The sequence below is a fragment of the Bacillus sp. NMCC4 genome (genome assembly GCF_002998555.1).
Classification (GTDB): domain Bacteria; phylum Bacillota; class Bacilli; order Bacillales; family Bacillaceae; genus Bacillus.
This window is the reverse complement of sequence record NZ_PVRA01000005.1, coordinates 88,531-114,095: the sequence shown is the minus strand read 5'-3', so window position 1 is coordinate 114,095 and position 25,565 is coordinate 88,531. Positions and strand designations below refer to the sequence as shown.

Genomic DNA, 25,565 nt, shown 5'->3' with positions numbered 1-25,565 from the left:
ATGGTGATGAAGGTACTCATTGCGGAGGATGATTTTCGAATCGCAGCCATTCATGAATCTTATATACAACAAATAGAAGGATTTCAAGTCGCCGGAAAGGCAAAGAGTGCAAAAGATATGTGGGAGGCGCTCCAAAAGGAACAAGTCGACCTCATCTTGCTTGATGTATATATGCCCGATGAGCTCGGTACAAACCTGTTGCCGCTTTTAAGAGAACACTATCCAGAAATAGATGTGATTATTATCACGGCTGCAACGGAAACGACACTTTTAAGAGATGCACTTCATTACGGAGTGGTTCATTATTTAATCAAACCAGTGACCGCACAAAAGTTTGCGCAAGTTTTAACCGAATATAAAGAGAAAAAAGACATCATCAATTCTAAGGATGAAGTCAATCAAACGATGATTGATTTGTTTTTTGGACAGATGCAAGAAGAGCCAAAAGAAAAGGATGGCAGGGACCTGCCTACAGGGATCAATTCGCTGACTTTGGACAAGGTGAAAACATTGATGGCATCAGAGAATAATGGGATTACAGCGGAAGAACTCGGAGAAAAGATGGGGGCTTCACGCACAACAGCGAGACGGTACGTCGAGTATCTCGTGACAACAGGAGAATGCCGGGCAGAGCTTGCGTACGGAATCATTGGCAGACCAGAACGGAAATATTATCCTGCCATAAAGCAAGCGGAGTCATAAAAGATGAAAAAAGGAATATGCCTTGTCATTATGATCTGTCTTTGTATGACGCTCACCTTTAATGAAAAAAAGGGAGGCGACTCTTTCCTGCAGCACAGCCCATTATATATTGTGGTGTCTGGTGTCCCTGACGGCGGCTTTGACCAAACAGCTCAAGTGATGAAATCAGTGCTCGAGAAAGAAAAGCTGGTGAAGCGGCCGGTGAATATCCTTTATCAAAGAGGCGGAACGGTGGATAAAGGATGGACATATATGATGGAGCGAGATACCAACTATGTTAGTTTGAATTCAAGCTTATTGTTAAGCCGTAATTTGCTTGGCAGCAGTAACATGACAATGAACGATGTCACACCGCTCGCCATTTTGGCAGAAGAGTGGCAGGTCGTCGCAGTCCCAGTGGATTCTCCCTTTTCAAATGGGAAGGAGCTATTAAACACACTAAAGAAGAAACCAGATTCCTTAAAAATTGGATTTGCCCCAGACTTCGGTAATGATGATCAAATCTCGTTCGCACGAGCGGCAGAAATGGCAGGAATTGATCCATACCGCATCCAATTTTTGAAATTTGACAGTGCAGATGATTTATTTCAAGCGCTGATTGACCATGAGGTAGATGCAGCAACGACCACGATTACAGAAGTTCGTCATGATTATGAAAAGAAGAGGCTAAAGCTTGTAGCAACCACAACGAATCAGCGTTTAGCGGGATTTGAAGATGTGCCGACTTGGATAGAGCAAGGCATCCCGCTCATCTTCTCTCATTGGCGTGGTGTGATGGGCCAAAAGCAAATGAATCAGCATGATATTCGTGAATGGGATCAGCTTCTTCAAAAAATGACACAAACGAAGTCCTGGAAAAAGCAATTAAAGCAAAAGGGCTGGACAAGTCGTTATATGAACAGCAAAGAGGCAAAGATCTTTATGGAGGAGCAATTAAGGCGATATGAGCAGTTTATCCAAGGAGAACAAGCGGTTGAGTGAGACCGCTTTTTTTCATGGAATCCATCAAAATCAAAGTTTGAACAAAATGAACAAAAAGCATTTATCGACCGAAAAAGAATTAAAATTCATAATATTTACTTCAATTTCAACGTCAGATATCATGACAGAAAGGGTTGGAAATGGGATACCAACATTTAATGAAAGCGTATACAACATAAGGGGTGAACAAAGTGTTAGCAATCTTAGGATTTCTTATGATGGTTGTATTTATGGTTTTGATTATGACGAAACGTATGTCTGTTTTAACGGCATTGGTGTTAACACCAATTGCATTTGCTCTTATTGCAGGTTTTCATTTTACTGAAATTTCAGACATAATTGTCAAAGGTGTGCAGCAAGTCGCGCCGACAGCGGTCATGATTATGTTTGCGATTTTGTACTTTGGCATTATGATTGATGCTGGTTTATTTGATCCAATGGTGGCGAAAATTTTAAACATTGTCAAAGGTGATCCATTAAAAATTGTCGTCGGAACAGCTGTCCTGACCATGCTTGTTGCACTTGATGGTGACGGGACAACAACGTACATGATTACAACAACAGCGATGCTTCCGTTATTTACGCTGCTTGGCATCCGTCCGATTATTTTAGCGGGGATTGCCGGAGTTGGCATGGGGATTATGAATACGATTCCATGGGGAGGTGCCACACCTAGAGCGGCGAGTGCACTTGGCGTTGATCCTTCACTTTTATTTGGCCCGATGATTCCAGTCATTGGTGCAGGGGTTTTGAGCATGATTGTGGTGGCATACTTTCTTGGGAAGTCTGAAAGAAAACGTCTTGGTGTCATTGAGCTCGACCAGCCGATTCATGCAAATGAAATGGCAGCGGCACTTCAGGATGACATCAAGCGGCCGAAACTTTGGTGGTTTAACTTGACGCTTACGTTGTTATTGGTGCTCCTTCTTGTCTCAGGAAAAGTCAGCTTAACGGTTCTATTTGTTCTTGCTTTCTGTGTGGCGATTATCGTGAACTATCCGAACCTTGAACAGCAGCGTGAACGGATTGCGGCTCATTCAACCAACGTCTTAGCCATTGCTTCCATGATTTTTGCGGCAGGGGTTTTTACAGGCATCTTAACTGGAACGAAAATGGTCGATGAAATGGCGATTTCGATTGTATCTGCCATTCCAGAGCAGCTTGGCGGCTTCATTCCAGTCATTGTTGCGTTAACAAGCGGGATATTTACGTTCTTTATGCCGAATGATGCATACTTTTATGGGGTCCTGCCGATCCTATCAGAAACAGCGGCAGCATACGGTGTTGATAAAATCGAAATCGCGAGAGCTTCTATTATTGGTCAGCCGATTCATATGCTAAGCCCACTTGTTCCATCGACTCATTTACTTGTTGGACTTGTTGGGGTATCACTGGATCAGCATCAGAAGTTTGGCATGAAATGGGCTGTACTTGCAGTCGTCGCCATGACGGTCATGTCGATACTTATTGGGGCCATCTCCATTTGGTAAATAAAAGAGTGTCTGCTACTTGAGCAGGCACTTTTTTTAGGTCATATTGCCGAGCAGGCTCGATTCATTTGCCCTATACAAAGACACTCTTGTTCCTCCAAAAGATATATTTTTGAAAAATACTGACACTTTTACTGTTTTTTTCTTTATAATGCAAATCAACGAAGGGAGAGGATAGCATGTCCAACCGAAAAGGCACGATTCTTTTTACTGCTGTATGCCTCATAGCAGGAAGTTTGTCGATGGTGAGCCCAGCTTCAGCTCATGCAGATACCCCTTATTTTGGAAAGAGTTATGAACAGCCGGCCTCAGTGAAGAAGCTATACCCTGAACCTGACAAGACGTTCGACACCCCTGCCTTTCAGAAAAAAGGAGAAGCCTTTACAACACAAGAAGAGCTTCAAGAATTCTTACGTGATATTGTCCGCAAAAGTCCTTACGCTACGCAGAAACAGATTGGAACATCCATTGAAGGACGGTCCATTTCAGCTCTCTACTTTACAAAGGATCGTCATATCTCTCCACTTTCAAAAAAGCCAACGATCTGGCTTCAAGCACAAATACACGGAAATGAACCAGCCTCCGGTGAATCTGCTCTCGTCATCGCAAAACGATTAGCAGGTGAACAAGGAGAGCGTATACTCAATCATGTGAATATGATCATTGTCCCGAGAATCAATCCTGATGGTTCTTATGCGTTTGACCGCAGGCTTGCAAACGGAACGGATGGAAACCGTGATCATATGACATTAGAATCTCCAGAGCTCACAGCCCTGCATCAAGAATTTAATCGGTATGCACCAGAAGTAGTCATTGATGCCCATGAATACGATGTGGGACAAAAGCAGTTTGATGATATCGGCTCAGCGGGTGCCCTCAAATATCACGATTTACTGATATTATCAGGCAAGAACTTGAATATTCCAGAAAGCATCCGGCTCACGTCAAATGAATTATATGTGAGCGGCGTCCGTGAAACGCTGACAAATCAAGGATTTTCGAATGATTTATATTATACAAGCACAAGAGGAAAGGATGGAAAGATCGATCTCTATGAAGGTGGAACGGATGCACGAATTGGCCGAAATGCCTTGGCGCTCTCGCCAGCGCTATCCTTTCTTGTAGAAAGCAGAGGGATTGGAATTGGAAGAGAGGATTTTACCCGCCGCGTCGCAGCACAAGTCACCACACATGAAAAAATCATTGAAACAACGGTGAAGCATGCTAAGCAGGTGAAGCAGCAAATGGTGACGGAGCGACTGAAGCTGGTGAAAAAAGGACTTCAATCAAATGATGACGATCAAGTGGTTATTCAAGATGATTTCAAAGCGCCGATGGATGATTCGCTTGAAATGGTGGATATTGAAAAAGGACAGACCATCAATATCCCTGTACGCTTTCACAGTGCGAGCGATGCTGTTCCTGTCATGTCGAGAGAACGACCGACAGCTTATCTCGTTTTACCTGGGCATGAAGGGGTAGAACGGAAGCTACAAACTTTAGGGTTAAAAAGTGTCACATTGCCTGTCGGCGTCAAAGTACCGGTACAAGCCTATCAAGTAACAAAACGAGACGAAAAGAGCAAAACAGATATTCAGCTTGAAACAAAACTCACCCAAAAGAAACGTCAGCTGCCAAAAGGGACAAAGGTATATATCACGGCGCAGCCGCAAACGAATTTATTGTCACTTGCCCTTGAACCAGAATCAAAAGACAGCTATATGTCATCTGGGTTTATTGCTTCAAAAGTGGGCGATGAACTGCCAGTGTACCGGTTCTTGCTATCTCAAAAGACGTTAGGCATTAAATAAAAAAGGGCTAAAATAAACATCATTTTAGCCCTTTGTCTACAATCTAGAAGCGGCACAGTGCGTGCTGCTTTTTTATTTTCGTCCAGCTCGTATTTCATCAGTCATGCCTTCATATGGTGCTTCGGCGATAATGGTTTCGTCATTTACACCTGCATGATGGATATACGTAATGTCCGCAAATTCTGGAACAACATATTTTGGATAGGTGTCGTATTTTTCACGAGATTCTTTCATGAGATCGATATAGTCATTTTGATAGCAAACTGTGATATCTGGACGTTCATGCACCCATTTTGGGAAGAAGATGACGCCATGCATGCGTTTTTCTTCAGGCATAAAGTTCAGAGAGACGTCTGTCCCAGTTGGTTCTGTCCAAGAAACTTTGTAAACGCCTTTTGTCAGCTTCACAATATTCACTTCTTGATCACGGACCCAGCGGCCTCCAACCATTCCGCTATGAATGCGGTAATCAATGGTGTGATCGTTTTTAATGTAAATCTCATATTCCCAGCCATTTTCATACGTATAAATCATATGAAGTCCAACGAATTGATCCATGTTTATTCCTTCTTTCATTAGAATGATATTATTTCAAACATGTCATGATTTACATGTTTATTTTAAAGTCTATGGTATACTATTGTCAAAGAATAAGCGTTGGAGGCACATTATGAGAGTTTTAAAATATGCCATTCTTGGCTTACTAGATCAGTGTGAGCTGACGGGATACGATATAACCAAACATTTTAAGGATTCCCTTGGACAGTTTTGGAGCGCGAAGCACAGCCAAATTTACCCTGAGCTGAAGCGTCTCACAGAAGAAGGGTTTATTGAATTTGATATTCGTATACAAGGAAAGAAGCTGGAGAAGAAGGTCTATCAAATCACAGAGGCAGGGAAAGCAGAATTGCATCAGTGGTTAAGGACAAAAGACCCGATACCAGAAACAACAAAGGATGAATTCATGCTCAAAACATTTTTCATCTCTTCCATGGACAACAAAGAAGCGGCTGACTTGTTTACACATCAACTGCTAGAGCGCACCAAAAAAATAGACATGCTAGAACAGAAGCTGCACGCTTTAACGGAGGAAGACCCTGCCGCTGAATCGCTTCATTCAGCGCAATTTGGGCATTACTTAGTGCTGACAAGGGCAATTGAAAGAGAAAAAGGCTATGTCCGCTGGCTCGAGCAGACCCTTAAACGGATTGATTCATCCGCGCTCTAAGGACAATGGTCGGATGATATGATAAAAAATGGTTTGAAACCAGTGAATTTATTAATAGAAACCGCTACAATGGATATATTCGTATTAAAGTGAGGCGAGTATGTTTGAGTAATCAAGAAGCGTTGTGGAATGAAGCAGAAGCTTTTATTTCTTTATGCTATGAAGAATTAAGCAAGTCAAATGAAGAGAAAGCAGCACGTCTGCATGAAATAAAACAAGAAATTGACTCTGAAGGGATGTATACTCACACACAAGAGGAATTGGCGCACGGGGCGAAAATGGCGTGGCGCAACAGCAACCGCTGCATTGGCCGTTTGTTTTGGTCAACCCTGCAAGTTCACGACTGCCGGCATGTGAAGACAGAAGAAGAGGTGAAAGAGGCACTCTTTCATCATATTGAGTATGCGACAAATGGTGGGAAAATCAAACCATCCATTACGATCTTTCCTCCAGAAAATCATTCGCAAAAGGAAGTCGTCATTTATAATCATCAGCTCGTTCGTTATGCAGGCTATGAGACGGAGTATGGCATCATCGGCGACGAGGCATCTCTTGAATTAACAACGTTGTGTGAAGCCCATGGCTGGAAAGGGGAAGGCACGCATTTTGATATACTGCCTCTCATGTTTCAGCTAAAGGATCAGCCGCCAGTTCTGTATGAGCTTCCGAAAGAAATCGTCCAAGAAGTCGAGATTACCCATCCTGAATATGAAGGATTTCGTGATTTAGGATTGAAATGGTACGCCGTTCCGATTATTGCTGATATGAAATTAGAGATTGGCGGTATTCATTACAATGCGGCACCGTTTAACGGATGGTATATGGGTACAGAAATTGGCGCACGTAACCTAGCCGATGAAAATCGCTACAATATGTTGAAAAAAGTTGCTTCTATTTTAGGAATGGACACGACAAAGAATGCGTCGCTTTGGAAGGACAAAGCCATTGTTGAGTTGAATGTGGCGGTTCTCCATTCTTACCGAGAAGCAGGGGTGACCATTGTTGATCACCATACAGCAGCACATCAATTCAAACAGTTTGAAAAGCAGGAAGAAAAGGCTGACCGCAAGCTGACTGGGGACTGGACATGGCTGATTCCGCCAGTATCACCAGCTGCTACCCACATCTTCCACAAGCATTACGACAATACCATTGTGAAGCCGAATTATTTTTATCAGGAAAAGCCCTACCATGGGACAGAAAAAGCCTAGCGAGAGCTAGGTTTTTTGATTACCTTATTCGAAAATCCTTATAATGAGCTAATTCAGTGAGCGGCTCCATCTGCATATCTGTGACCTTTGAAAAAGGGCTTCCTTTTCGAACGGTCTTTAAGAAATCAAGCACCTTTTGTTGCTCACCCTCTACCTTTAACTCGACATGACCTTCATCTGTGTTGCGTACCCAGCCTTTCATCCCGCGATTGACGGCTTCTCCTTGAACAAAATAGCGAAAACCGACTCCCTGCACCCGTCCTGCGACAATGGCATGATAATGAATCAATGTCATCTCTCCTTTTTTCTCATCGTATCAAAGCTGTTTCTTTTCCTCCAGAAAATTAAATACTAAATGAAGCTTATTTAAAACAGTTAATATACAATATAGTAAGATTTAGCTTGCATAAAGATAGTACAAATAATTCAACTTTTAAACAATATCTAAGAGACGTTTTCAGGCGTTAATTTTAAATACCATAGTATTCTAAGTAAGAATAAAAATGGTTAAAAGGAGAATTAAGAAATAATTTTTAAGTGTTGGTCCACTGGAATATAGAATTTTTAAACTTATTTATTTTTATCTAAAAACATAGAAAAGCTGTTGAGTTTCTCTCAACAGCTTTTCTATGTTTATTTATTGTATTAAATTTCTACCAAGTCTTTTTTTCCACCCATATTATACTTAAATTTGATTTGATCAGGTGATCTTGTACCTATTGTCTGACCACCAATAGAAACTCCGAATAGGTGATAACCATTTAAAGTAATTGTAACGCTTTTCTTTGTACTACTAATACTTTTATTGTAAGAAGTTTGTTTCCAATTTGTTGGTATACCAGAGGAATAAGATGAAACTTTATTAATTTTCGTGAATTTTCTTTTTGAACCACTACCAGAGTAACTATATTTTAGATCAACAGTAATTCTTGATGAGTCTGATAGTGGGTTAAGAACTCTAGAAATTTTACCTTTTCGCATGATTTTAAGTACATCTGTCTTTGTTTTTGTTTTAGCTTTTGAAGCAAGTGTTGTAAATTGATTTAAAGGTTTTGTTTCTTCGGTTAAATTGTTAACATCATTATATGTATTTTGTAATTTGGAATCTTTTAATGCTTTTTCAAAATCTTCTACTGTATCAAATTGAACAATGGGAGTTCCTTCTGGTAATTTATCTAGATCTATTATTTCGAGCTGATTAGAATTTTCAACCACACCTTTTAATTTAGATAATACCTCTGTAGAAGATGTTCCTTTTTCTGTTGAAGCAGATGCTGAATTTACTAAACTAGTTACAGCAAATAGAGCAATAATAATTGAGACAACTAATTTTTTCAATTTCAAAATCCTCCTATAGTATAGAATCTTTTTTTATCATATAAAATAGTAACACAAAAAAACAGCCCTGTGGTAATAAAAAACAAAAAATAATAAATTTCCTATATAAATACGTTTGAGTATTATTTTTTTTACTGTTATCTCACCTAAACTTAATCATTTTATGTTAAAATTTATTAATACTATTTTTGATAATGATTTAAGATTTCTATTATTAGTCTGCTTAAAAATTAAACTCTATTTATAAATGTACAATTAACTAGTAATGATTTAACTTTGATTTAAAAACTTCATTCTTTAAATTTGTAATGAATCTAGTTTTTTTCTGAAACTAACCTTTTTTGTTTAGGCTCAGGAAGCAATATAAAGCTAATTGACTCTTTTTAAAATAATTCAGATCGATAAGGAATTGATATCTAAACAGCCCAGCATGTCTTTATGGCGAAAGAAATATACTTGCTTCAGAACTTAGCTAAAATTTCTAATAGTAAAAGATATTTGCCAATTAATCTAATTTTTCTTTTTAGAAAAAGCACTTCATCACATTACAGTCCATGAAGTGAACGAAGTCAAATATCGTCAAACAAGTCCAGAGAGGCTGAAAGCCGTTCTTGAAGTAGATGCCTTAGCAGATGTGGTGAGGAAGTCTTTAGAAAAACGAGTTCAGCACATTTAAAAAAAGCCGTACATCTTATACTGATGTACGGCTTTAAGCGTTTATGAGCTAGGTTTCTTTTGCTCAAGAAGATTTGCAAGGAAATATGTTTTTAAGCTTTGAAGCTTTCTTCCTTCATGCTTGGTCACACCAAGCTTCTTTAATTCTTCGACATACCAGCCTTTGCTACCATAATGCATGATAGAAAACTCCTTTCAATTGAAACTGCCTGCATTGTAACATCTCAAAAAAGGACGTGAAAAGTGTGCAGGGGTTAAGAAATGAAAACTGATTCTATCTGCCTATGATCCATGTATATGCTGGAAATAATCATTTATGAATTTGGCGGGTTGAGGGTAACGATGATCATGCCGACCGTCATAATCATGATGACAATACCAAGATAAGTCATCATGGATTGTTTTTTCTTAATACCTACAACCGTTAAGATGATACTTTCTATCAAAAAGATAACTCCTATGATGATGAACCACATATCAAATAAGACCCCTTTCGCATATCTTTGCCTATTTTACCACAGGCATTTTTGTTTAGTCGTGACAGATTCGTGAAAGGGAAACGAAAAAAACCCCTCCAGTGAAGAAGGGGACCTGCTGGCTTACAGCTTCGTTAAAATAATGGGTTCGTCTTTTGTGATCACAATAGTATGTTCAATCTGTGCCACTAGGCTTTTATCTGGTGTTTTAAATGTCCAGCCGTCATCAGTCTGATAAATCGATTCAGCATTTGTTGAAATAAAAGGTTCGAAGGCGATCACTGTGCCATTCTTAAACAAAGCATTATCGAATGGATCATAATAGTTCAAAATATGGTTGGGTGCTTCATGCAGACTTTTCCCGATGCCATGTCCTGTTAGGTTTTTAATGACGGTAAATCCTTGTTCTTTGGCTGTATTGTAGACTGCACGGCCAATTTGATTTTGTCTTTTACCGGCCTTTGCATGCTTTAATCCTTCGAGGAACGCATCCTCTGCACACTGGCATAATGCTTCAAGACGAGCATCACCTGTACCTAATACGAATGAAATGCCGGTATCAGAATAATAGCCGTCCAGCTCTGCTGAGATATCAATATTGATGAGGTCGCCCTCTTGTAAAATGGTTTTTTCACTTGGAATACCGTGTGCAACTTCATCGTTCACGCTGATACAAGTCGTTCCAGGGAAGTCATATTCCTTTTCAGGCGCCGAATTGGCCCCATGCTCTTCTAATATTTTTTTTCCAATCAAATCTAATTCTTTTGTAGACATGCCTGGTTTCGCTTGGCTTTTCATTTCTTCTCTTGCCAAAGCGACAATTCGACCGACTTTTTTTAAGGCTTCTAACTCATGATCATGTTTGACAATCACTGTTCATTCCCGCTTTCTATAACTTCATTCTATTCAATAGCTTACCACATTTTACGCGAAAAGAGTAAAGAGCGGAATGTCAAATGAATGTGGACAAATTGGTATAGATAACTAGATGTGCATATGATATATTTTTTATGAACATCATGAACGTTTGGTCATGATGAAGACAAAGGGGGAGAAGGCAAATGGTGTTTCAGTTTTTTCAAAAGCTAGGCAAATCATTTATGCTTCCAATCGCTGTGCTTCCGGCAGCAGGGATTATTTTGGCTATTGGGCGGGAGGATGTATTCGATATCCCGTTTATTCATGCGGCAGGGAATGCTATTTTTGCAAACTTGGCTTTAATTTTTGCAATGGGTATAGCGATCGGCATTGCAAAGGATGGTAATGGGGCAGCGGCATTATCAGGTGCGATCTCTTATTTTATTTTATCAGCTGGTACAACGTCGATTAACTCAACGAACAATATGGGGGTATTGGGCGGTATTTTATGCGGGCTATTGGCAGGGTATGTGTACAATCGCTTCAAGGATACAAAACTGCCGGAATACTTAGGGTTCTTTAGCGGAAGACGGCTTGTGCCGATTATGACCGCACTTTTCACCATTCTATTAGCAGCCGTTTTCGGATATGTCTGGCCTCCGATTCAAAGCGGGATCAATGGTTTAGGGGAATGGATTTTAAGTCTTGGTGCGACGGGTGCAGGGCTGTTTGGTTTCTTTAACCGATTGCTCATTCCATTAGGGCTTCATCATGTGCTGAATAACTTATTTTGGTTTCAATTCGGGGAATTCAGCGGGGCAACAGGGGATTTAGCGCGATTCTTTAAAGGAGATCCAAGTGCGGGTGTCTTTATGACCGGGTTCTTCCCAGTGATGATGTTCGGTCTGCCAGCGGCATGTCTAGCCATGGTTGTGACCGCAAAGCCTGAAAAGCGAAAAGCTACAGCTGGCTTGATGATTGGGATGGCGCTTACGTCATTTATTACAGGGATCACTGAACCAATTGAATTTTCATTTATGTTTTTATCTCCACTCTTATATGGTGTCCATGCTGTGCTAACAGGTCTTTCGCTCTTTATTGTGAACACCATTGGAATTCATAGCGGCTTCGCCTTTTCAGCAGGAGCGATTGATTACGTTTTAAGCTTTGGCATCGCACAAAAACCACTCATGCTGCTCGGAGTTGGGGTGCTTTATGGCATTGTGTACTTTGTCGTTTTCTATTTCCTCATTAAACTGTTAAAGCTCAAAACACCAGGCAGGGAAGATGATGACATTGAAGATATTGCAGCCGATGATACGAAGACGGCAGGTGCGAGTATGCTTGTAGAGGGACTTGGCGGCAAAGACAATATCACCACGATTGATCATTGTGCCACTCGTCTACGTTTAACAGTAGAAGATACACATTTATTAAATGAAGGCACATTGAAAAAAGCAGGTGCCAAAGGGGTACTGACTTCAGGGAAAACCTCCGTACAAATCATCATTGGAACGAATGTAGAATTTGTCGCAGATGATCTCCGCAAGGAAGTCGATCGAGATTGAAAAAAGCGTTCAGCCAGGTCAAATGGGCTGAACGTTTTTTTGTTTGCGCTGTTCGATCACCAGCACAATACTGATGACAACAAGTAAAAACCAAGAACTGATTTTCCCAAGATGTACGAGAGACCAAGCGTGCTGTTGATTTGGATATTGCCATGCTCCTAAAAAGGTGGTGACATTTTCGGCAATCCAAATGAAGAAACCAATCAGCAGAAATGAGACGACAAGCGGCATTCGAAAGGTAGAAGAGCCAACCTGAAACGAGACGGACGTTTTTCGAAACACGACAACAAGCAGCAATGTCAGCCACCACCTGAGATCATAGAGCCAATGATGCGTAAAGAAATTGAGATAAATGCACAAACTGATCCCGATTGAAAAAAACGGATGGGGCCATGAAGCCATCTGCACTTGAAGCCGGGACAGTGCCTGATAAATATAGCTTGCTACACTCGCATACATAAACCCGCTATAGAGCGGAACCCCAAAGACCTTCGTATAAGCTTCTTCAGGATAGGACCAAGAACCCATATGTACTTTATACATTTCTAAGCCAATTCCAATGAGGTGAAATAGACAAATCACCTTCAGTTCATTCAATGTCTCCAGCCGAAGCGTCAGCATGAGAATCTGTGCCAGGAGGCAAAGCAGTAGAATGAAATCATACCGGTGAAGAAAAGGAATAGCCACCATCTTTGATAGGGCAAGCGCCGCAAAGATCATGACAGGGAATAGACACGACATCGCCTGTAAGTAAGCAAAATGGAATAATGTTTTCATACAAAGTTAAACCCCTTCTTATTGTCTGAAATGACTTAGACGGTTTTAGCAAGGGAAAAGTTTACCTCACATAGATATTCATGAACAATTTGTGAATATCTATGTGAAAAAGATCACAAATTAGAAACGGCATAGTATAATAAGATCATAAATAGAATGTGAAATATTTCACATAAATTAAAAGGAGGCATCATCATGTTTACAAAATTCTTACAAACAAATGTATGGGCAGCGGTTATCCTTTTGGCAGCAAGACTTTATATCGGATGGACTTGGCTGACATCTGGTATAGGAAAACTAACAGGCGGATTCGATGCATCAGGATATTTACAATTTGCGATAGCTGAACCTGTTGTCAAAGATGGCCATCTAGTGTATCCGTTCTATGTATGGTTTTTAGAAAATGTCGCTTTGCCGAATGCGGGACTATTCAGTGTCATGGTCATGTGGGGAGAAATCCTAGTAGGTCTAGGATTAATCGTTGGATTGTTCACAACAACCGCAGCCTTTTTCGGAAGCGTGATGAATGTCTCTTTCTTACTAGCTGGTACCGTCTCTGTCAACCCGCTTCTCTTGCTCATTGCCATCGTCATCATGGCAGCGAAAGGGAATGCAGGCAAATTTGGACTTGATTATGTCGCAGGTCCAGTCTTGAAACGAACAATGAAAAGAAAGCCGCATTTAGAAGTGGCTTCATAATAAAGAAAAAGCATCCTCAGCTTCTGCTCAGGATGCTTTTTTATTTAGGAATTGGCTTTCATCAGGTTAATATGCAGGACGCTGAGTTTATGCTGATTTATATCTGGGTCATGGCCGACGATAAATTCAAGCTCATAATCTCCAGTTCGATACACGTATTTTTTCTCTTTTGTCTGAGGGATGGTGCTGACCGAATCCGCTGGTCCAAGTTGTTTCTTTAATAGGGAAGGGGTCATCCCGCCGATATTCGTTTCTTTTTCTACATTTGTACCGAAATAACGGATTTCGTCAATTTTGCCTTTTGCATCATAATGAAAAGCAAATCCCGGATTCCCCATTTCAGCATGATACAAATCAAAGCTGCTGTGACCTGTTTCTGGATATGGATTTCCTAGTTTATGATGAACGTCTTTTTTTGTTTGAACACCAATTTTTAGTCCTTCTGCATAGTACGGCATTTGTCCTTTATGTGCCAGCTCATACACGTTGTTTAATGTGGTTTTCGGACCTTGAGGAACGGATTGTTCTACTGCTGTTTTGGTCATGGCGTGTGCTGAGACCGCAGGGCTGAAACCAATTAGGGCGGAAGAAGCGAGTGAAGCAGTCACGACAAAAGCGGTTGTTTTTTTCAAGATAAATCCCTCCTTCTTCTTTCTATACCCGGTGCAATAGCGGTCAAACGTGAAAAGAACCAGCTGATCAGGGATCGGCTGGTTCTTAAAATGAGAAAGTTATTTTGATGAAGAGCTGGATTCATCTTTGGCGGAAGAGGAATCTTCTTCATCCTGTACTTTCTTTGTATAGTCATATTGATTGCGGTCAATCGGTGTAAAGCCTTTAGGCTTGTAGAAACGGAGTAAATCTTCGGTGACGATCTTATCAGATGTCTCCAGCATCTTTTTCACCGTTTCATTTTCTTGTGATGTTTTATCAGTCGGCTCAATTTTCTCGCCTGTTTTGTTGCTGTAATAGTTATTGCCTACTTTTGTGTAGTCCTTAGAGACGAAGTCACCGTTTCTAAATGGCACAAGCTCTTTGAAGTTCTTCGATAAGATATCAGAACCAGACATTAAATAGTTCTTCGTATCATCGCCGAGCAGGTGCAGAAGGGTTGGTGCGATATCGACTTCTCCAGAGTATTTATGAATCTGTCCGCCTTTTACCCCTGGTACATGAATAAAGAGCGGCACACGCATGAGCTGCGCATTTTCATAATCTCCGATTTTTTGTCCTGTCACTTTTTCCATCGCTTCATTGTGATTTTCAGAAATGCCGTAATGGTCTCCGTACATAATGACGACTGTATTGTCATAGAGACCTGATTTTTTCAAGTCGTTGAAGAACTGTTCAATGGCTTCATCTAAATAATGAGCCGATTGGAAATAGTTATTGACGACAGAGTCTCCGAAGTCACCAGGTTCGAAATCGGTATCACCTTCATCCATTCCAAATGGGAAATGGTTCGATAACGTAATGAATTTCGAATAAAACGGCTGCTTCAAATTTTCGAGCATTGGCATGGATTCTTTGAAGAAAGGTTTGTCTTTCAGCCCATAGTTCTTCGTATCTTGCTCATTCATATCGTAGTACTCAGAATCGTAAAATCTGTCATATCCAAACGACTTAAACATTTCATTACGGTTCCAGAAGGTTTTCGTATTGCCGTGGAATTCTGCTGACGTGTATTGATCCTTCTTCAAGATGCCAGGAAGTGCTTGATACGTGTTTTGCGCTTTGTTAATAAAAACAGAGCCCTGTGATAATGGGAATAGCCCAGTATCCATCATAAATTCAGCATCAGACGTCTTTCCTTGTCCTGTTTGATGGAAGAAGTTATCAAAGTAAAACGTTTGGTTGTCGTGTGCCAATGAATTAAGGAATGGCGTCACTTCTTTTCCGTTTACTTTGTAATCAATGACAAAGTTTTGCAGAGATTCAAGAGAAATGGTGATCACGTTCATGCCTTTCGCTTTCCCGTAATACGCCGGGTTAGGATCAGCGCTGTTCGCTTTTAAATAGTTCTCTACATCTGTCACGTCATTTGAATTTGCCAGAGCACGCTGGCTGTTTGATTTCACATTTTGAATGGCATCAAACACAGTAAAGTTATAAGCACCTAAATATTTAACTAAATAATTGCGGTCAAACGATCTTGATAAAAGCTCTGGTCGATCAATCTCTGCGGCGACTAAGTTCATCACAAAGATCACAACAGAGGACACAAGGACGAGTCTAAACGATTTTGACTTTTGAACAGGTACAGTAGCTGTACTTGTTTGCTGCTGCTTTTTCATGCGGACTGCGAGTACGATCAAAATGATTGTATCCATAAAGTAAAACATATCAGTCCAACGCATGAGTGAAAATGCACTATCACCTAATTGTCCGCCATTCGTTCCTGCCTGCATCACGGTAGGCAGCGTGATAAAGTCATTGAAGAATCGATAGTACACGATGTTTGCGTATAGTAAAAAAGACATGAAAAAATGAATCACAATGATAGCGGCAGGCTGCCATTTTTTCTTGAACAATAAAGCAAAGCCAAGAAAGAACAAGCTGGAGCTAATAGGATTCACGAAAAGCAAAATATGCTGAAGCACATTTGATATACCAAGTTTAAATTCAATTAAATACGCTGAATACGTTTTGAGCCAAAGTAAGATGGCTGCAATAACAAAGAAGCCGAGGCCTCGTTTTTGAATAAATGTTTTCATAAAAACACTCCTTTTCTCCGATACACGGAAGAGGCGGAACGAAAGAAAACGAACCATTAGAATATACCATGAAATGCTCAAATAGAAAAGTGTTAACCGGAGAAGAGCGTCAGCAGCCTGTCCGAGCAATAAAAGGGAAGAAAACGAAATTATTCGCTCTTCGAAAAACTTTTTATGAAATTCATCCTATTATTAACAGAAAATTCAGCCATTTTCCAGTTGTTATATCAATAAAACGGGTAAAAAGACACAAGTCTAAAGAATTAATTTGGTTTCTACAATGATGGTTTAGAGAGTATTTCCAGTGTTTCTTAATGTTTATGCAGGTTAAGTAAAAAAAATGAGAAAAAGAATGGAGGAGGAACATGGATGAAATTTCCTGCGATGAGATATATCAATATATTTTTTTGTTTCATCAACATAATGTTTTCGATGTGTTTTGTAAGGGTTTTATTTATTTTAATGAATGAACAAATTATCTAAATATACTTAAGTGAACATTTCGAGACTATAAACTTTTAAATTGGGGTCGATATAGACTTTGACAGGAAATCTTCCATTGAAAGGATTGATAGTATATGACTGTACGAGCAGAGAACCTCGTTCAGAACTGGTTTCCGAGTGAGGACGGAAATGCAGCAGAGCGTAAAGAACTCATCAAATTGATGGAGCAGATTGTTTCAGGGGTCGATCACCTGAAAGATCCGAACCGTGCACACCTAAAGGGTGAAAAGAATCGTGGAGAAGATTTTTACCAAAAGCTCACTGAAACAAGTCAAATTCCGGTGAACGGCCAACAAGCGGAACTTGTGAATGAAGAATTACTGAAGCTTTTACATAACCATCCATACCACACAAAGTATTTCTTCACGAACATTTTGCCAATGGCAAGTACACCAGGAATTCTAGGCATGCTGACGGCCATGCTGGTAAATGGAAACAACCTATGGGATGTTTATGGACCAGCAGGAGCGGAAGCTGAGGTCAGAGTGGTCTCAATGATGTCTAAGCTCATCGGATATGATCCAAGTGTGAGCGGGGGATATACAACATGGGGAGGTCAGGGAGCCATTTTCTCAGGACTACGTTTAGCGATTGCAAAAGTTGCGCCGGAGTCACTGCGAAAAGGTGTCCCGCAAAATCTTTATGCGTTTTGTTCTGATGCTGCACATTACAGCTTATTTAAGTCAATGGAAGCAACAGGACTTGGCACAGACAACTTGATCAGAATTAAGACGAATAAAGATCATTCGATGGATATGGAAGATTTGCGTTGTCAAATGGAACGTGTTGCACAAAATGGCGGAATTCCCGTTTATATTGTCGCAACAACCGGAACAACAGATGCCATTGCAATTGATGATGTAAAAGGGGTACGTGAAACAGCAGAAGCCATTGCTGAGGAGTATGGTCTACAGGTGCCGCATATTCATGCGGATTCAGCGCTCGGCGGATTCTTTGCTTTCTTTAATGAGTATGATGTAGCTGAAAACCCGCTGCAATTCTCAGACGGTGTTCTTCGTATGCTAAAAGAAATCAAAGCGAAATTCCAGCATCTTTCTCTTGCTGACACGATGTGCTTTGACTTTCAAAAGCTCGGCCAAACACCTTACACATCTAGTTTATTCTTAGTGAAAAATGCTGCTGACCTAAAGCGTTTAGATCTGGAAGAACAAGAGACACCATATGTTGGTCATAGAGGCTACGGCGAATACCATACGGGTTATACACTGGAATGCTCAAGAATGGGAAGCTCTATCAGTATGCTGAGTGTGCTGTTAACGTTTGGAATTGAAGGCTACCAGCGCTTGCTCGGTCAATTCCTAGAGGTGAACCTTGCCTTCAGAGAAGCACTCAGTCAAGAAATTCCGCAAGCAGAAGTCGTGAATGATGACAACGTCGGAATGGCTACATTATTTAGAATTTACCTAGACGGCTCACCGCGCTTTCAAGAAGAAATTTCAGGCGAAGCGACTGCAATGGAAATTGAGCGGAACAATGAATTGAACAAAATGCTGTTTGAAAAGCTTGGAGAGAAAAGAGACGAAATGTTCTTTGGCGATACAACGAAGTTTTTACTTGTAAATGCAAAAGAAGGACAAGAATTCTATCTAAGTGTTAGTAAGTTTTTTGTCATCTCACCTTATACGTTACCAGAGCATATCCCACATATCGTATCTTATTTAAAAGATGTGATCGCATCTGTTTGTGGACAATTTGAACATGTACATGCTTAAATCAAATCTGAGAGTGGAGATGTAGGAAAAAATGGCGAAACAAAGGAAATTTGGAGGGTACACGATATCCTCTAAAATCATGTCAGTCGTTGTCGTAACATTACTTGCAACCGTTGCACTATTCGTTTTAACATTTTATCTAGTCAGCCAGGATTTATCATCCCAGTTATTAAAGCAATTTGATTATCGATTAACAACAGATATTGATACTGCAAAGAAAGAAATCGATAATTTGGATGGAAACGTTCTTGGCATTAGCGGGAAGGATGATCCCCTTTATGTGGAGGTCAAAAAGAAATTCAAGGAGCTTCAAGAAGATCATACGCTTGAGAACTTATACGTGCTATCTAATAAAGGCGGCAAAGAAAGAATTATTATATTAACTGGGGAAGAAAATGATTTTGATCAAGATTATGCCTTTTCAGATGAGATGAAACAAGCACTTTCTGAAGATAAAATGATCAAAAGTGATATTTACAAAGACTCATTTGGTACACATAAATCAGTCTTTTTGCCAATCAAGGATTCAGGCGGTGAGCTGACAGGGATTTTAGGAATTGATTTAGATGCGTCTGTTGTGCCTGAAACAACGAAGAAGCTGACGATCTATATCACGGTTGCATCTGCTATTGTGCTCATCGGTGGGTTGTTTTTCTCCTTTATCATGGGCAGAAGAATTGCGAAACCAGCACGTTCATTGATGGAATCAGCGAACCGAATTGCTGACGGTGATTTAACTGGAATGGTAGAGGTTGAAAGTAAAGATGAGATCGGTCAACTTGCCGCATCCTTCCAAAAGATGCAGGGGCGGATCAAAGAGCTCATTGCGAAGATCTCAAACTCATCTAGTGAAGTGTCGAAAATGTCCTCACAGCTTCGCACCGTAACGAATGAATCGAGTCAAAGTGCGCAGCAAGTGTCAGAAGCCATGACGAATATGAGTGAAGGAATCAATGATTCTGTCGCAAATATTACGGATTGTACAACATCCGTTGCAGAGATCGATACTCAAATCGAAGGTGTCACAAAAGAAGTCGATGAAATGAAATCTGTTTCATCTGACGTACAAGAGCAGTCAGAATCTGGTCAAAAACTAGTGAATCATGTGCTTGAGCATCTGAATATGTTACATGACAAGATGACCAACTCAAAGCAGGCAGCAGAAGAATTACAATCTCATTCAACGGAGATTGAAAGTGTCATCTCAATTATTACGGACATTTCAGCGCAAACGAATCTGCTTGCACTGAATGCTTCAATTGAAGCGGCACGTGTTGGAGAAGAAGGAAAAGGGTTTGCTGTTGTGGCAGATGAGGTGCGTAAGTTAGCTGAGCAATCAGCGGATGCGGCTAAAACCGTTTCAGACCTCGTCATCGGCACACAGGAAAACAGTCAGCGTGTTCTTGAAAGCGTAGAGGAAAGCAGTAAAGCAGTGGAAGAAGGACGTGAACAAATGGAAGGCACGTCACAAAACTTCGCTGTGATTTACGACGGCGTATCTCAGTTTTCAAGAAGAACGAACAATTTGCTTGCTTCTATTAAGCAAGTAGAGCAAGCATATCAAACGATTTCTACATCGATTGAACAAATTTCGGTTGTATCGGAAGAACACGCCGCCAGCTCTCAAGAAGTAGCGGCAGCAACAGAACAGCAAAGTGCTGGCATGCAGCAAATTTCAAGTGCGATTGAACAGCTCTCTGATATGTCAGAGGACTTAGCACAGATGGTTTCTACCTTCAAAATTGACAATAAATAACGAGAAAGCTGACTCTTGTGAGAGAGTCAGCTTTTTTGCTATGCTTAATCAAATCGTTTCAGACGAAAGGAGAAACGCCATGGATTTTGCGCAGAGATTATCAGAAGAACGGATTAAAAAAGCGATGGATCACGGGGCTTTTGAAGGATTATCTGTCTTTGGGAAACCCCTGCCTAAAGATGACGCTGCTCATGTACCTGAAGAACTCAGAATGGGCTACAGGATGATGAAAAATGCTGGCTTTGCTGGGGAAGAAACAGCACTGAAAAAAGAACTCATGACCGTCAAAGAGCTGCTTCACTCCAGTATAGACGGAGAGGAAAGAAAAAAACTTTCTCTCATGTGTGAAGAAAAACAAAAACGCCTGGATGAACTCACATCTAAGCGACAAACTTTTGCCCGTCCAGCCTCCTCCTTTTATAAAAACAGGGTCTACGAAAAATTAACGGAGCATAAAAAAAGATGATGATACGCTGCCTCTCCTGAGCACATTGAGGGAGCTTTTTTTATGAAAGCGCTGCATTTTGTTGTTGACTACATGTATATACAAATATAAAATAAGAAACAAACATGTATATACAAGTTTTTTGGTTCTTTTTTCTTATAAAAAACGATCTCGGAGGGGATAGCATGGCTGATTATCAGGCAGCAGCAGATCAGATTGTGAAAGCCATCGGCGGCAAAGAAAATATTGATCAAGCAACACATTGTGTGACAAGGCTGCGCTTTGTGCTGAAGGATGAAGGAAAGGTTGATGAGAAAGCACTTGAACAAATAGAAGAAGTGAAGGGATCTTTCTCAGCGAACGGTCAATACCAAGTTGTGATCGGCCAAGGGGTCGTCAATCGAGTATATGCTGAAATGGTGAAACAGACAGGCATTGGGGAAGCCACAAAAGAGGACGTTAAGCGTGCCTCTGATCAAAAATTAAATCCATTGCAGCGTGCTGTGAAAACGCTTGCGGATATCTTTATTCCAATTCTTCCTGCCATCGTCACAGCCGGTTTATTAATGGGGATTAATAATATTTTAACAGCTCCAGATATTTTCTTTGATCAAAAATCGATTGTGGATGTGTATCCGGCATGGGCTGATTTAGCGAATATGATCAACTTGATTGCAGGCACTGCCTTCACATTCCTGCCCGCATTAATCGGCTGGTCAGCAGTGAAGCGGTTTGGAGGAAATCCGCTCTTAGGGATGGTCCTTGGGCTGATGCTTGTACACCCAGACTTATTAAATGCGTGGGGCTATGGAGCGGCTGAAAAGTCTGGTGAGATTCCTGTCTGGAATTTGTTTGGACTTGAAGTGCAAAAGGTAGGCTATCAAGGGCAGGTTCTTCCGATACTCGTTGCCTCGTATTTACTAGCGAAGCTCGAATTATTCATCACAAAACGGACACCTGAAAGTATTCAGCTGTTAGTGGTTGCACCGATTACGTTATTAGTCATTGGCTTTTTATCCTTTATCGTCATTGGACCTGTTACATTTGCAATCGGTAACGTTTTAACATCTGGACTTGTGGCTGTATTCCAGCAGTTCGCAGCACTTGGCGGTCTATTATACGGCGGATTGTACGCTGCATTAGTGATTACAGGGATGCACCATACGTTCCTCGCTGTCGATATTCAATTGATTAATTCCAAACTGCATGGCACGTTTCTATGGCCGATGCTCGCACTGTCTAATATCGCACAAGGATCAGCCGCACTCGCGATGATGTTTGTTTTAAAAGATGAAAAGCAAAAGGGGCTCTCACTGACATCAAGTATTTCCGCTTACTTAGGAATTACCGAGCCAGCGATGTTTGGCGTCAACCTGCGCTATCGATTCCCATTTATTTTTGCACTCATTAGCTCTGGTTTAGCTGGTATGTTTATCGCCTCTCAAGGGGTGCTGGCAAGCTCAGTTGGTGTTGGAGGCATTCCAGGAATCTTCTCCATTATCCCGAAATATTGGGGCGCATTTGCGATAGGGATGGTCATTGTACTCATCGTCCCGTTCATTGGAACCCTTTTGTATGCAAAGCTAAAAAAGAAGAAAGATGTTTCACAAGAACTTAACTAGTGGTGGTGAAGGAAATTGAAACAACAAACAAACGAACCGTGGTGGAAAAAAGCGGTGGTCTATCAAATTTACCCGAAGAGCTTTTTAGATACAACGGGCTCAGGTACAGGCGATATCAATGGTGTGACAAAAAAGCTCGATTATATCAAACAGCTGGGGGCGGATTGTATTTGGCTCACGCCAATGTATGAGTCCCCGCAGCATGACAACGGCTATGATATTAGTGACTATACAAAAATCCATGACATGTACGGCACAATGGCGGATTTTGAACACATGCTGAAAGAAGCCCATGATCGAGGCATACGAGTCATCATGGATTTAGCCGTCAATCATACATCCATTTTCCATGAGTGGTTTCAAGCCTCACGCGAGTCAAAGGATCATCCTTATCGAGATTATTATATTTGGAAGGAGCCTAAAGCAGACGGATCACCGCCGAATGATTGGCAGTCAAAATTTGGCGGTCCAGCCTGGGAGCTAGATAAAGCAACGGGAGAGTATTATCTTCATTTATACGATGTCACACAGGCGGATCTCAATTGGGAAAAGGATGAGGTGCGCAGGCAAGTATATGACATCATGCATTTTTGGTTTGATAAAGGAATTGATGGATTCAGGCTGGATGTCATCAACAACATCTCGAAAGATCAACGCTTCTTAGATGACGCCGGACAGTCTGTGCAAGGAGACGGCCGGATGTATTATACGGATGGCCCAAGAATTCATGAGTTTCTGCATGAAATGAATCAAGAGGTTTTTTCGAAATATGACAGCATGACAGTCGGGGAAATGTCTTCAACGAATATCGCAGACTGTATTCGGTATACAAGACCGGATCGGCAGGAGCTGGATATGACGTTTAATTTCCATCATTTAAAGGTCGATTATCCAAACGGAGAAAAATGGGCCCTCGCACCATTTGATTTTCAGGAATTGAAGTCGATTCTGTCTGAGTGGCAGACGAAAATGCATGAGGGCGGCGGCTGGAATGCGCTCTTCTGGTGCAATCATGATCAGCCGCGTATCGTCTCAAGGTATGGTGATGATGACACGTATCATCAGCAATCAGCGAAGATGCTGGCGACCACGATTCATCTCATGCAAGGGACTCCGTATATTTATCAAGGTGAAGAGATCGGCATGAAGAATCCTCAGTTTGAGGACATCTCATCTTACCGCGATATCGAATCACTCAATATGTATGAAGCCATGCTTGAAAAAGGGAAATCAAAGGAAGAAGCACTCGCCATTTTACAGGTCAAGTCAAGAGATAATGCGAGAACACCGATGCAGTGGACCTCAGAAAAGAACGCAGGTTTCTCAAAAGGAACACCTTGGATTGAGCCAGCCAATAACGACATTTCGGTCGAAGCTTCATTAAAAGATAAGACATCTATTTTCTACCACTATCAAGCCCTTTGCAGGCTACGTAAAGAACTTGACGTGATCACATATGGAAGCTTCACCTTACTCTTAGCAGATGACCCGAAGGTTTTTGCTTATGTGAGAGAAAGTGATGAGGAGAAGCTTCTTGTGATCAATCACTTTTACGCAGGAGAGACGGACTTTACGCTTCCTGATGAGCTTGTGCAGGCTATAGATGAGATGGAGGGGCAAGTGCTGTTATCCAATTATGAGGATGTACCGGCAGATATGAAGGGATTTACGTTGCGTCCATATGAGTCAATCGTTTATCATTTAACCAAACGCTAGAAAATGGGGCGGAGGGAAAATGAAAGAGAATAAGTTTCGAGTGATTTATGATCAGCTCGCAAGACGAATTGAACAAGGTGATTGGCAGGATAAAGGCATTCTGCCATCAGAGCATGAGCTATCCTTGATGTACGATACGTCCCGTGAGACGGTGAGAAAGGCATTAAATATCCTTGTGCAAAATGGCTATATCCAAAAAATCCGCGGGAAAGGCTCTGTCTTGCTGAATCGTGAAAAAATGCAATTCCCAGTCTCAGGTCTCGTCAGCTTTAAAGAGCTTTCCCAAACACTTGGCCGAAAGACAGTTACGACGGTTCACGAATTTGGTTTAATCAAACCGGATCAGTATATTCAGTCTCAGCTGAAAATTAGTGGGCAGGAGGATGTCTGGGAAGTCATCCGCTCTCGCAATATTAGCGGAGAAGAAGTGATTTTAGACAAGGATTACTTTTTGCAAAAGCATGTGTCGGTCTTGTCGAAGGACATATGTGAAGGATCAATCTACGAGTATATTGAAGGAGAGCTCGGTGTATCAATCAGCTATGCCCAAAAGGAATTTGTGGTAGAGCCATGTACAGAAGAAGACGCCAAGTATCTTGATTTGAACGGATTTGACCATGTCGTCGTCGTGAAAAATTACGTGTTCTTAGAGGATACAAGTTTATTTCAATACACGGAAAGCCGTCACCGATTAGACCGCTTCAGATTCGTCGATTTTGCAAGAAGAGAAAAAGTGGACAGAGCATAGGCTCTGTCCATTTCAAGTTTTGGGAGAAGGAGAGAGATAGACGACGAATAGATCACCCTTTTTAGGAGGAAAGATGATTAGATTAAATAGACCACTAAAATTAAGAGATTTAGAAATATTCAGCGTGATGAAAGATCATCAGATTTTATGCTACGTCATCATTGAAGATACGCGAAAACCGTTTACGGAAGAAGACAGAAAGCTAGGCCCATTATGTTATATGGATGAAGAAGATATACAAGCGATTTTGAATGTTTTTCATATTTCCATTATCAATGATGAAAAATTAAGTAAAGAGGATTTAACTCTTGTAGAAGATTATTTTGCTGATTTTGTAAATAATACGAACTTAACGAATTTTATTATAAGAGATTATGTTTTAAAGGATTTATATGATGTAGATGATGAAAATGACATCATGTTCTTTAATAGAATGCTTCGTCATATAGGGTCAGATGATGTGAAAGAATTTGACGACCGCAATTGGATCTATTTATCTCAAGATTGATGTCT

At 40.9% G+C, this 25,565-nt stretch carries 25 protein-coding genes; 16 read left to right on the top strand and 9 right to left on the bottom strand.

Annotated elements, in window-relative coordinates; all coding sequences use genetic code 11:
- Positions 1–3 precede the first annotated feature (3 nt).
- The 4 genes from C6Y02_RS12260 (at position 4) to C6Y02_RS12245 (ending at position 4,984) form a co-directional block, all read left to right on the top strand.
- Positions 4–702: a response regulator gene (locus C6Y02_RS12260; protein WP_034665245.1), complete on the top strand. Its 699-nt coding sequence runs from the start codon at positions 4–6 to the stop codon at positions 700–702.
- 3 nt (positions 703–705) lie between these two features.
- Positions 706–1,683: a tripartite tricarboxylate transporter substrate-binding protein gene (locus C6Y02_RS12255; protein WP_106031349.1), complete on the top strand. Its 978-nt coding sequence runs from the start codon at positions 706–708 to the stop codon at positions 1,681–1,683.
- A gap of 191 nt (positions 1,684–1,874) precedes the next feature.
- Positions 1,875–3,173 (top strand): Mg(2+)/citrate complex secondary transporter CitM, encoded by a 1,299-nt coding sequence (citM, locus tag C6Y02_RS12250; RefSeq protein ID WP_106031348.1) that lies wholly within the window; start codon positions 1,875–1,877, stop codon positions 3,171–3,173.
- A gap of 179 nt (positions 3,174–3,352) precedes the next feature.
- Complete coding sequence (locus C6Y02_RS12245) at positions 3,353–4,984, top strand: M14 family metallopeptidase (RefSeq protein WP_106031347.1); 1,632 nt, start codon at positions 3,353–3,355, stop codon at positions 4,982–4,984.
- A gap of 72 nt (positions 4,985–5,056) precedes the next feature.
- Here C6Y02_RS12245 and C6Y02_RS12240 read toward each other — a convergent pair whose 3' ends face one another.
- Complete coding sequence (locus tag C6Y02_RS12240; RefSeq protein WP_106031346.1) at positions 5,057–5,542, bottom strand: phenolic acid decarboxylase; 486 nt, start codon at positions 5,540–5,542, stop codon at positions 5,057–5,059.
- A gap of 112 nt (positions 5,543–5,654) precedes the next feature.
- Between C6Y02_RS12240 and C6Y02_RS12235 the strand changes: the two genes are divergently transcribed.
- Positions 5,655–6,212: a PadR family transcriptional regulator gene (locus C6Y02_RS12235; RefSeq protein WP_034665213.1), complete on the top strand. Its 558-nt coding sequence runs from the start codon at positions 5,655–5,657 to the stop codon at positions 6,210–6,212.
- Between the two features lie 104 nt (positions 6,213–6,316).
- Positions 6,317–7,423: a nitric oxide synthase oxygenase gene (locus tag C6Y02_RS12230; protein WP_066031173.1), complete on the top strand. Its 1,107-nt coding sequence runs from the start codon at positions 6,317–6,319 to the stop codon at positions 7,421–7,423.
- Positions 7,424–7,442: 19 nt separating this feature from the next.
- On the opposite strand, the gene C6Y02_RS12225 is transcribed toward C6Y02_RS12230, so the two are convergent.
- Both C6Y02_RS12225 and C6Y02_RS12220 read right to left on the bottom strand, forming a co-directional pair.
- Entirely contained in the window at positions 7,443–7,712 is a 270-nt protein-coding gene (locus tag C6Y02_RS12225; RefSeq protein WP_034665208.1) for an acylphosphatase, read from the bottom strand.
- Positions 7,713–8,068: 356 nt separating this feature from the next.
- A complete protein-coding gene (locus tag C6Y02_RS12220; RefSeq protein WP_034665205.1) occupies positions 8,069–8,761 on the bottom strand; it encodes a hypothetical protein in 693 nt (230 codons plus the stop codon).
- A gap of 544 nt (positions 8,762–9,305) precedes the next feature.
- Between C6Y02_RS12220 and C6Y02_RS12215 the strand changes: the two genes are divergently transcribed.
- On the top strand, positions 9,306–9,437 hold the full coding sequence (locus tag C6Y02_RS12215; RefSeq protein WP_262982271.1) for a 3-alpha domain-containing protein: 132 nt from the start codon (positions 9,306–9,308) through the stop codon (positions 9,435–9,437).
- Between the two features lie 41 nt (positions 9,438–9,478).
- Here C6Y02_RS12215 and C6Y02_RS12210 read toward each other — a convergent pair whose 3' ends face one another.
- From C6Y02_RS12210 to map, 3 genes are all read right to left on the bottom strand, one after another.
- Positions 9,479–9,616: a YflJ family protein gene (locus C6Y02_RS12210; protein WP_003214303.1), complete on the bottom strand. Its 138-nt coding sequence runs from the start codon at positions 9,614–9,616 to the stop codon at positions 9,479–9,481.
- A 134-nt stretch (positions 9,617–9,750) separates the two neighbouring features.
- The gene (locus C6Y02_RS19500; RefSeq protein WP_003214360.1) at positions 9,751–9,912 is read right to left on the bottom strand and encodes a hypothetical protein; all 162 of its coding nucleotides are present in this window, start codon (positions 9,910–9,912) and stop codon (positions 9,751–9,753) included.
- 123 nt (positions 9,913–10,035) lie between these two features.
- Entirely contained in the window at positions 10,036–10,785 is a 750-nt protein-coding gene (gene map, locus C6Y02_RS12205) for a type I methionyl aminopeptidase (protein ID WP_044139748.1), read from the bottom strand.
- Positions 10,786–10,976: 191 nt separating this feature from the next.
- Between map and nagE the strand changes: the two genes are divergently transcribed.
- Complete coding sequence (gene nagE, locus C6Y02_RS12200) at positions 10,977–12,338, top strand: N-acetylglucosamine-specific PTS transporter subunit IIBC (RefSeq protein WP_223250510.1); 1,362 nt, start codon at positions 10,977–10,979, stop codon at positions 12,336–12,338.
- A gap of 18 nt (positions 12,339–12,356) precedes the next feature.
- Here the strand turns inward: nagE and C6Y02_RS12195 are convergent, their stop codons facing one another.
- Positions 12,357–13,115, bottom strand: coding sequence for a DUF817 domain-containing protein (locus C6Y02_RS12195; protein ID WP_095286073.1), 759 nt, complete (start codon positions 13,113–13,115; stop codon positions 12,357–12,359).
- A 195-nt stretch (positions 13,116–13,310) separates the two neighbouring features.
- Between C6Y02_RS12195 and C6Y02_RS12190 the strand changes: the two genes are divergently transcribed.
- Positions 13,311–13,814, top strand: coding sequence for a DoxX family protein (locus C6Y02_RS12190; protein WP_060595762.1), 504 nt, complete (start codon positions 13,311–13,313; stop codon positions 13,812–13,814).
- Between the two features lie 44 nt (positions 13,815–13,858).
- Here C6Y02_RS12190 and C6Y02_RS12185 read toward each other — a convergent pair whose 3' ends face one another.
- Positions 13,859–14,446 (bottom strand): YjgB family protein, encoded by a 588-nt coding sequence (locus C6Y02_RS12185; RefSeq protein ID WP_106031345.1) that lies wholly within the window; start codon positions 14,444–14,446, stop codon positions 13,859–13,861.
- Positions 14,447–14,545: 99 nt separating this feature from the next.
- Complete coding sequence (ltaS, locus tag C6Y02_RS12180; RefSeq protein ID WP_106031344.1) at positions 14,546–16,528, bottom strand: lipoteichoic acid synthase; 1,983 nt, start codon at positions 16,526–16,528, stop codon at positions 14,546–14,548.
- A 578-nt stretch (positions 16,529–17,106) separates the two neighbouring features.
- Between ltaS and C6Y02_RS12170 the strand changes: the two genes are divergently transcribed.
- The 7 genes from C6Y02_RS12170 to C6Y02_RS12140 all read left to right on the top strand — a co-directional run bounded on the left by C6Y02_RS12170 (position 17,107) and on the right by C6Y02_RS12140 (position 25,560).
- Entirely contained in the window at positions 17,107–18,765 is a 1,659-nt protein-coding gene (locus tag C6Y02_RS12170; RefSeq protein ID WP_060595765.1) for a pyridoxal phosphate-dependent decarboxylase family protein, read from the top strand.
- Positions 18,766–18,796: 31 nt separating this feature from the next.
- A complete protein-coding gene (locus tag C6Y02_RS12165; protein WP_034665174.1) occupies positions 18,797–20,521 on the top strand; it encodes a methyl-accepting chemotaxis protein in 1,725 nt (574 codons plus the stop codon).
- 79 nt (positions 20,522–20,600) lie between these two features.
- The gene (locus tag C6Y02_RS12160) at positions 20,601–20,987 is read left to right on the top strand and encodes a DnaJ family domain-containing protein (protein ID WP_106031342.1); all 387 of its coding nucleotides are present in this window, start codon (positions 20,601–20,603) and stop codon (positions 20,985–20,987) included.
- Positions 20,988–21,151: 164 nt separating this feature from the next.
- Positions 21,152–22,588: a PTS system trehalose-specific EIIBC component gene (gene treP, locus C6Y02_RS12155; RefSeq protein ID WP_034665169.1), complete on the top strand. Its 1,437-nt coding sequence runs from the start codon at positions 21,152–21,154 to the stop codon at positions 22,586–22,588.
- Between the two features lie 15 nt (positions 22,589–22,603).
- Positions 22,604–24,304, top strand: coding sequence for an alpha,alpha-phosphotrehalase (treC, locus tag C6Y02_RS12150; RefSeq protein ID WP_106031341.1), 1,701 nt, complete (start codon positions 22,604–22,606; stop codon positions 24,302–24,304).
- A 19-nt stretch (positions 24,305–24,323) separates the two neighbouring features.
- Positions 24,324–25,052 (top strand): trehalose operon repressor, encoded by a 729-nt coding sequence (treR, locus tag C6Y02_RS12145; RefSeq protein ID WP_060595768.1) that lies wholly within the window; start codon positions 24,324–24,326, stop codon positions 25,050–25,052.
- Positions 25,053–25,125: 73 nt separating this feature from the next.
- Positions 25,126–25,560, top strand: coding sequence for a terpene synthase (locus C6Y02_RS12140; protein ID WP_106031340.1), 435 nt, complete (start codon positions 25,126–25,128; stop codon positions 25,558–25,560).
- The last annotated feature ends 5 nt before the right edge of the window (positions 25,561–25,565 follow it).

Coding starts and splice junctions, on each gene's coding strand:
- C6Y02_RS19500 (WP_003214360.1), bottom strand. CDS start 9,912: ATGTGGTTCATCATCATAGGAGTTATCTTTTTGATAGAAAGTATCATC.
- ltaS (WP_106031344.1), bottom strand. CDS start 16,528: ATGAAAACATTTATTCAAAAACGAGGCCTCGGCTTCTTTGTTATTGCA.
- C6Y02_RS12170 (WP_060595765.1), top strand. CDS start 17,107: ATGACTGTACGAGCAGAGAACCTCGTTCAGAACTGGTTTCCGAGTGAG.
- C6Y02_RS12160 (WP_106031342.1), top strand. CDS start 20,601: ATGGATTTTGCGCAGAGATTATCAGAAGAACGGATTAAAAAAGCGATG.
- C6Y02_RS12240 (WP_106031346.1), bottom strand. CDS start 5,542: ATGGATCAATTCGTTGGACTTCATATGATTTATACGTATGAAAATGGC.
- C6Y02_RS12245 (WP_106031347.1), top strand. CDS start 3,353: ATGTCCAACCGAAAAGGCACGATTCTTTTTACTGCTGTATGCCTCATA.
- treR (WP_060595768.1), top strand. CDS start 24,324: ATGAAAGAGAATAAGTTTCGAGTGATTTATGATCAGCTCGCAAGACGA.
- C6Y02_RS12195 (WP_095286073.1), bottom strand. CDS start 13,115: ATGAAAACATTATTCCATTTTGCTTACTTACAGGCGATGTCGTGTCTA.
- C6Y02_RS12165 (WP_034665174.1), top strand. CDS start 18,797: ATGGCGAAACAAAGGAAATTTGGAGGGTACACGATATCCTCTAAAATC.
- C6Y02_RS12255 (WP_106031349.1), top strand. CDS start 706: ATGAAAAAAGGAATATGCCTTGTCATTATGATCTGTCTTTGTATGACG.
- C6Y02_RS12235 (WP_034665213.1), top strand. CDS start 5,655: ATGAGAGTTTTAAAATATGCCATTCTTGGCTTACTAGATCAGTGTGAG.
- C6Y02_RS12190 (WP_060595762.1), top strand. CDS start 13,311: ATGTTTACAAAATTCTTACAAACAAATGTATGGGCAGCGGTTATCCTT.
- C6Y02_RS12210 (WP_003214303.1), bottom strand. CDS start 9,616: ATGCATTATGGTAGCAAAGGCTGGTATGTCGAAGAATTAAAGAAGCTT.
- treP (WP_034665169.1), top strand. CDS start 21,152: ATGGCTGATTATCAGGCAGCAGCAGATCAGATTGTGAAAGCCATCGGC.
- C6Y02_RS12140 (WP_106031340.1), top strand. CDS start 25,126: ATGATTAGATTAAATAGACCACTAAAATTAAGAGATTTAGAAATATTC.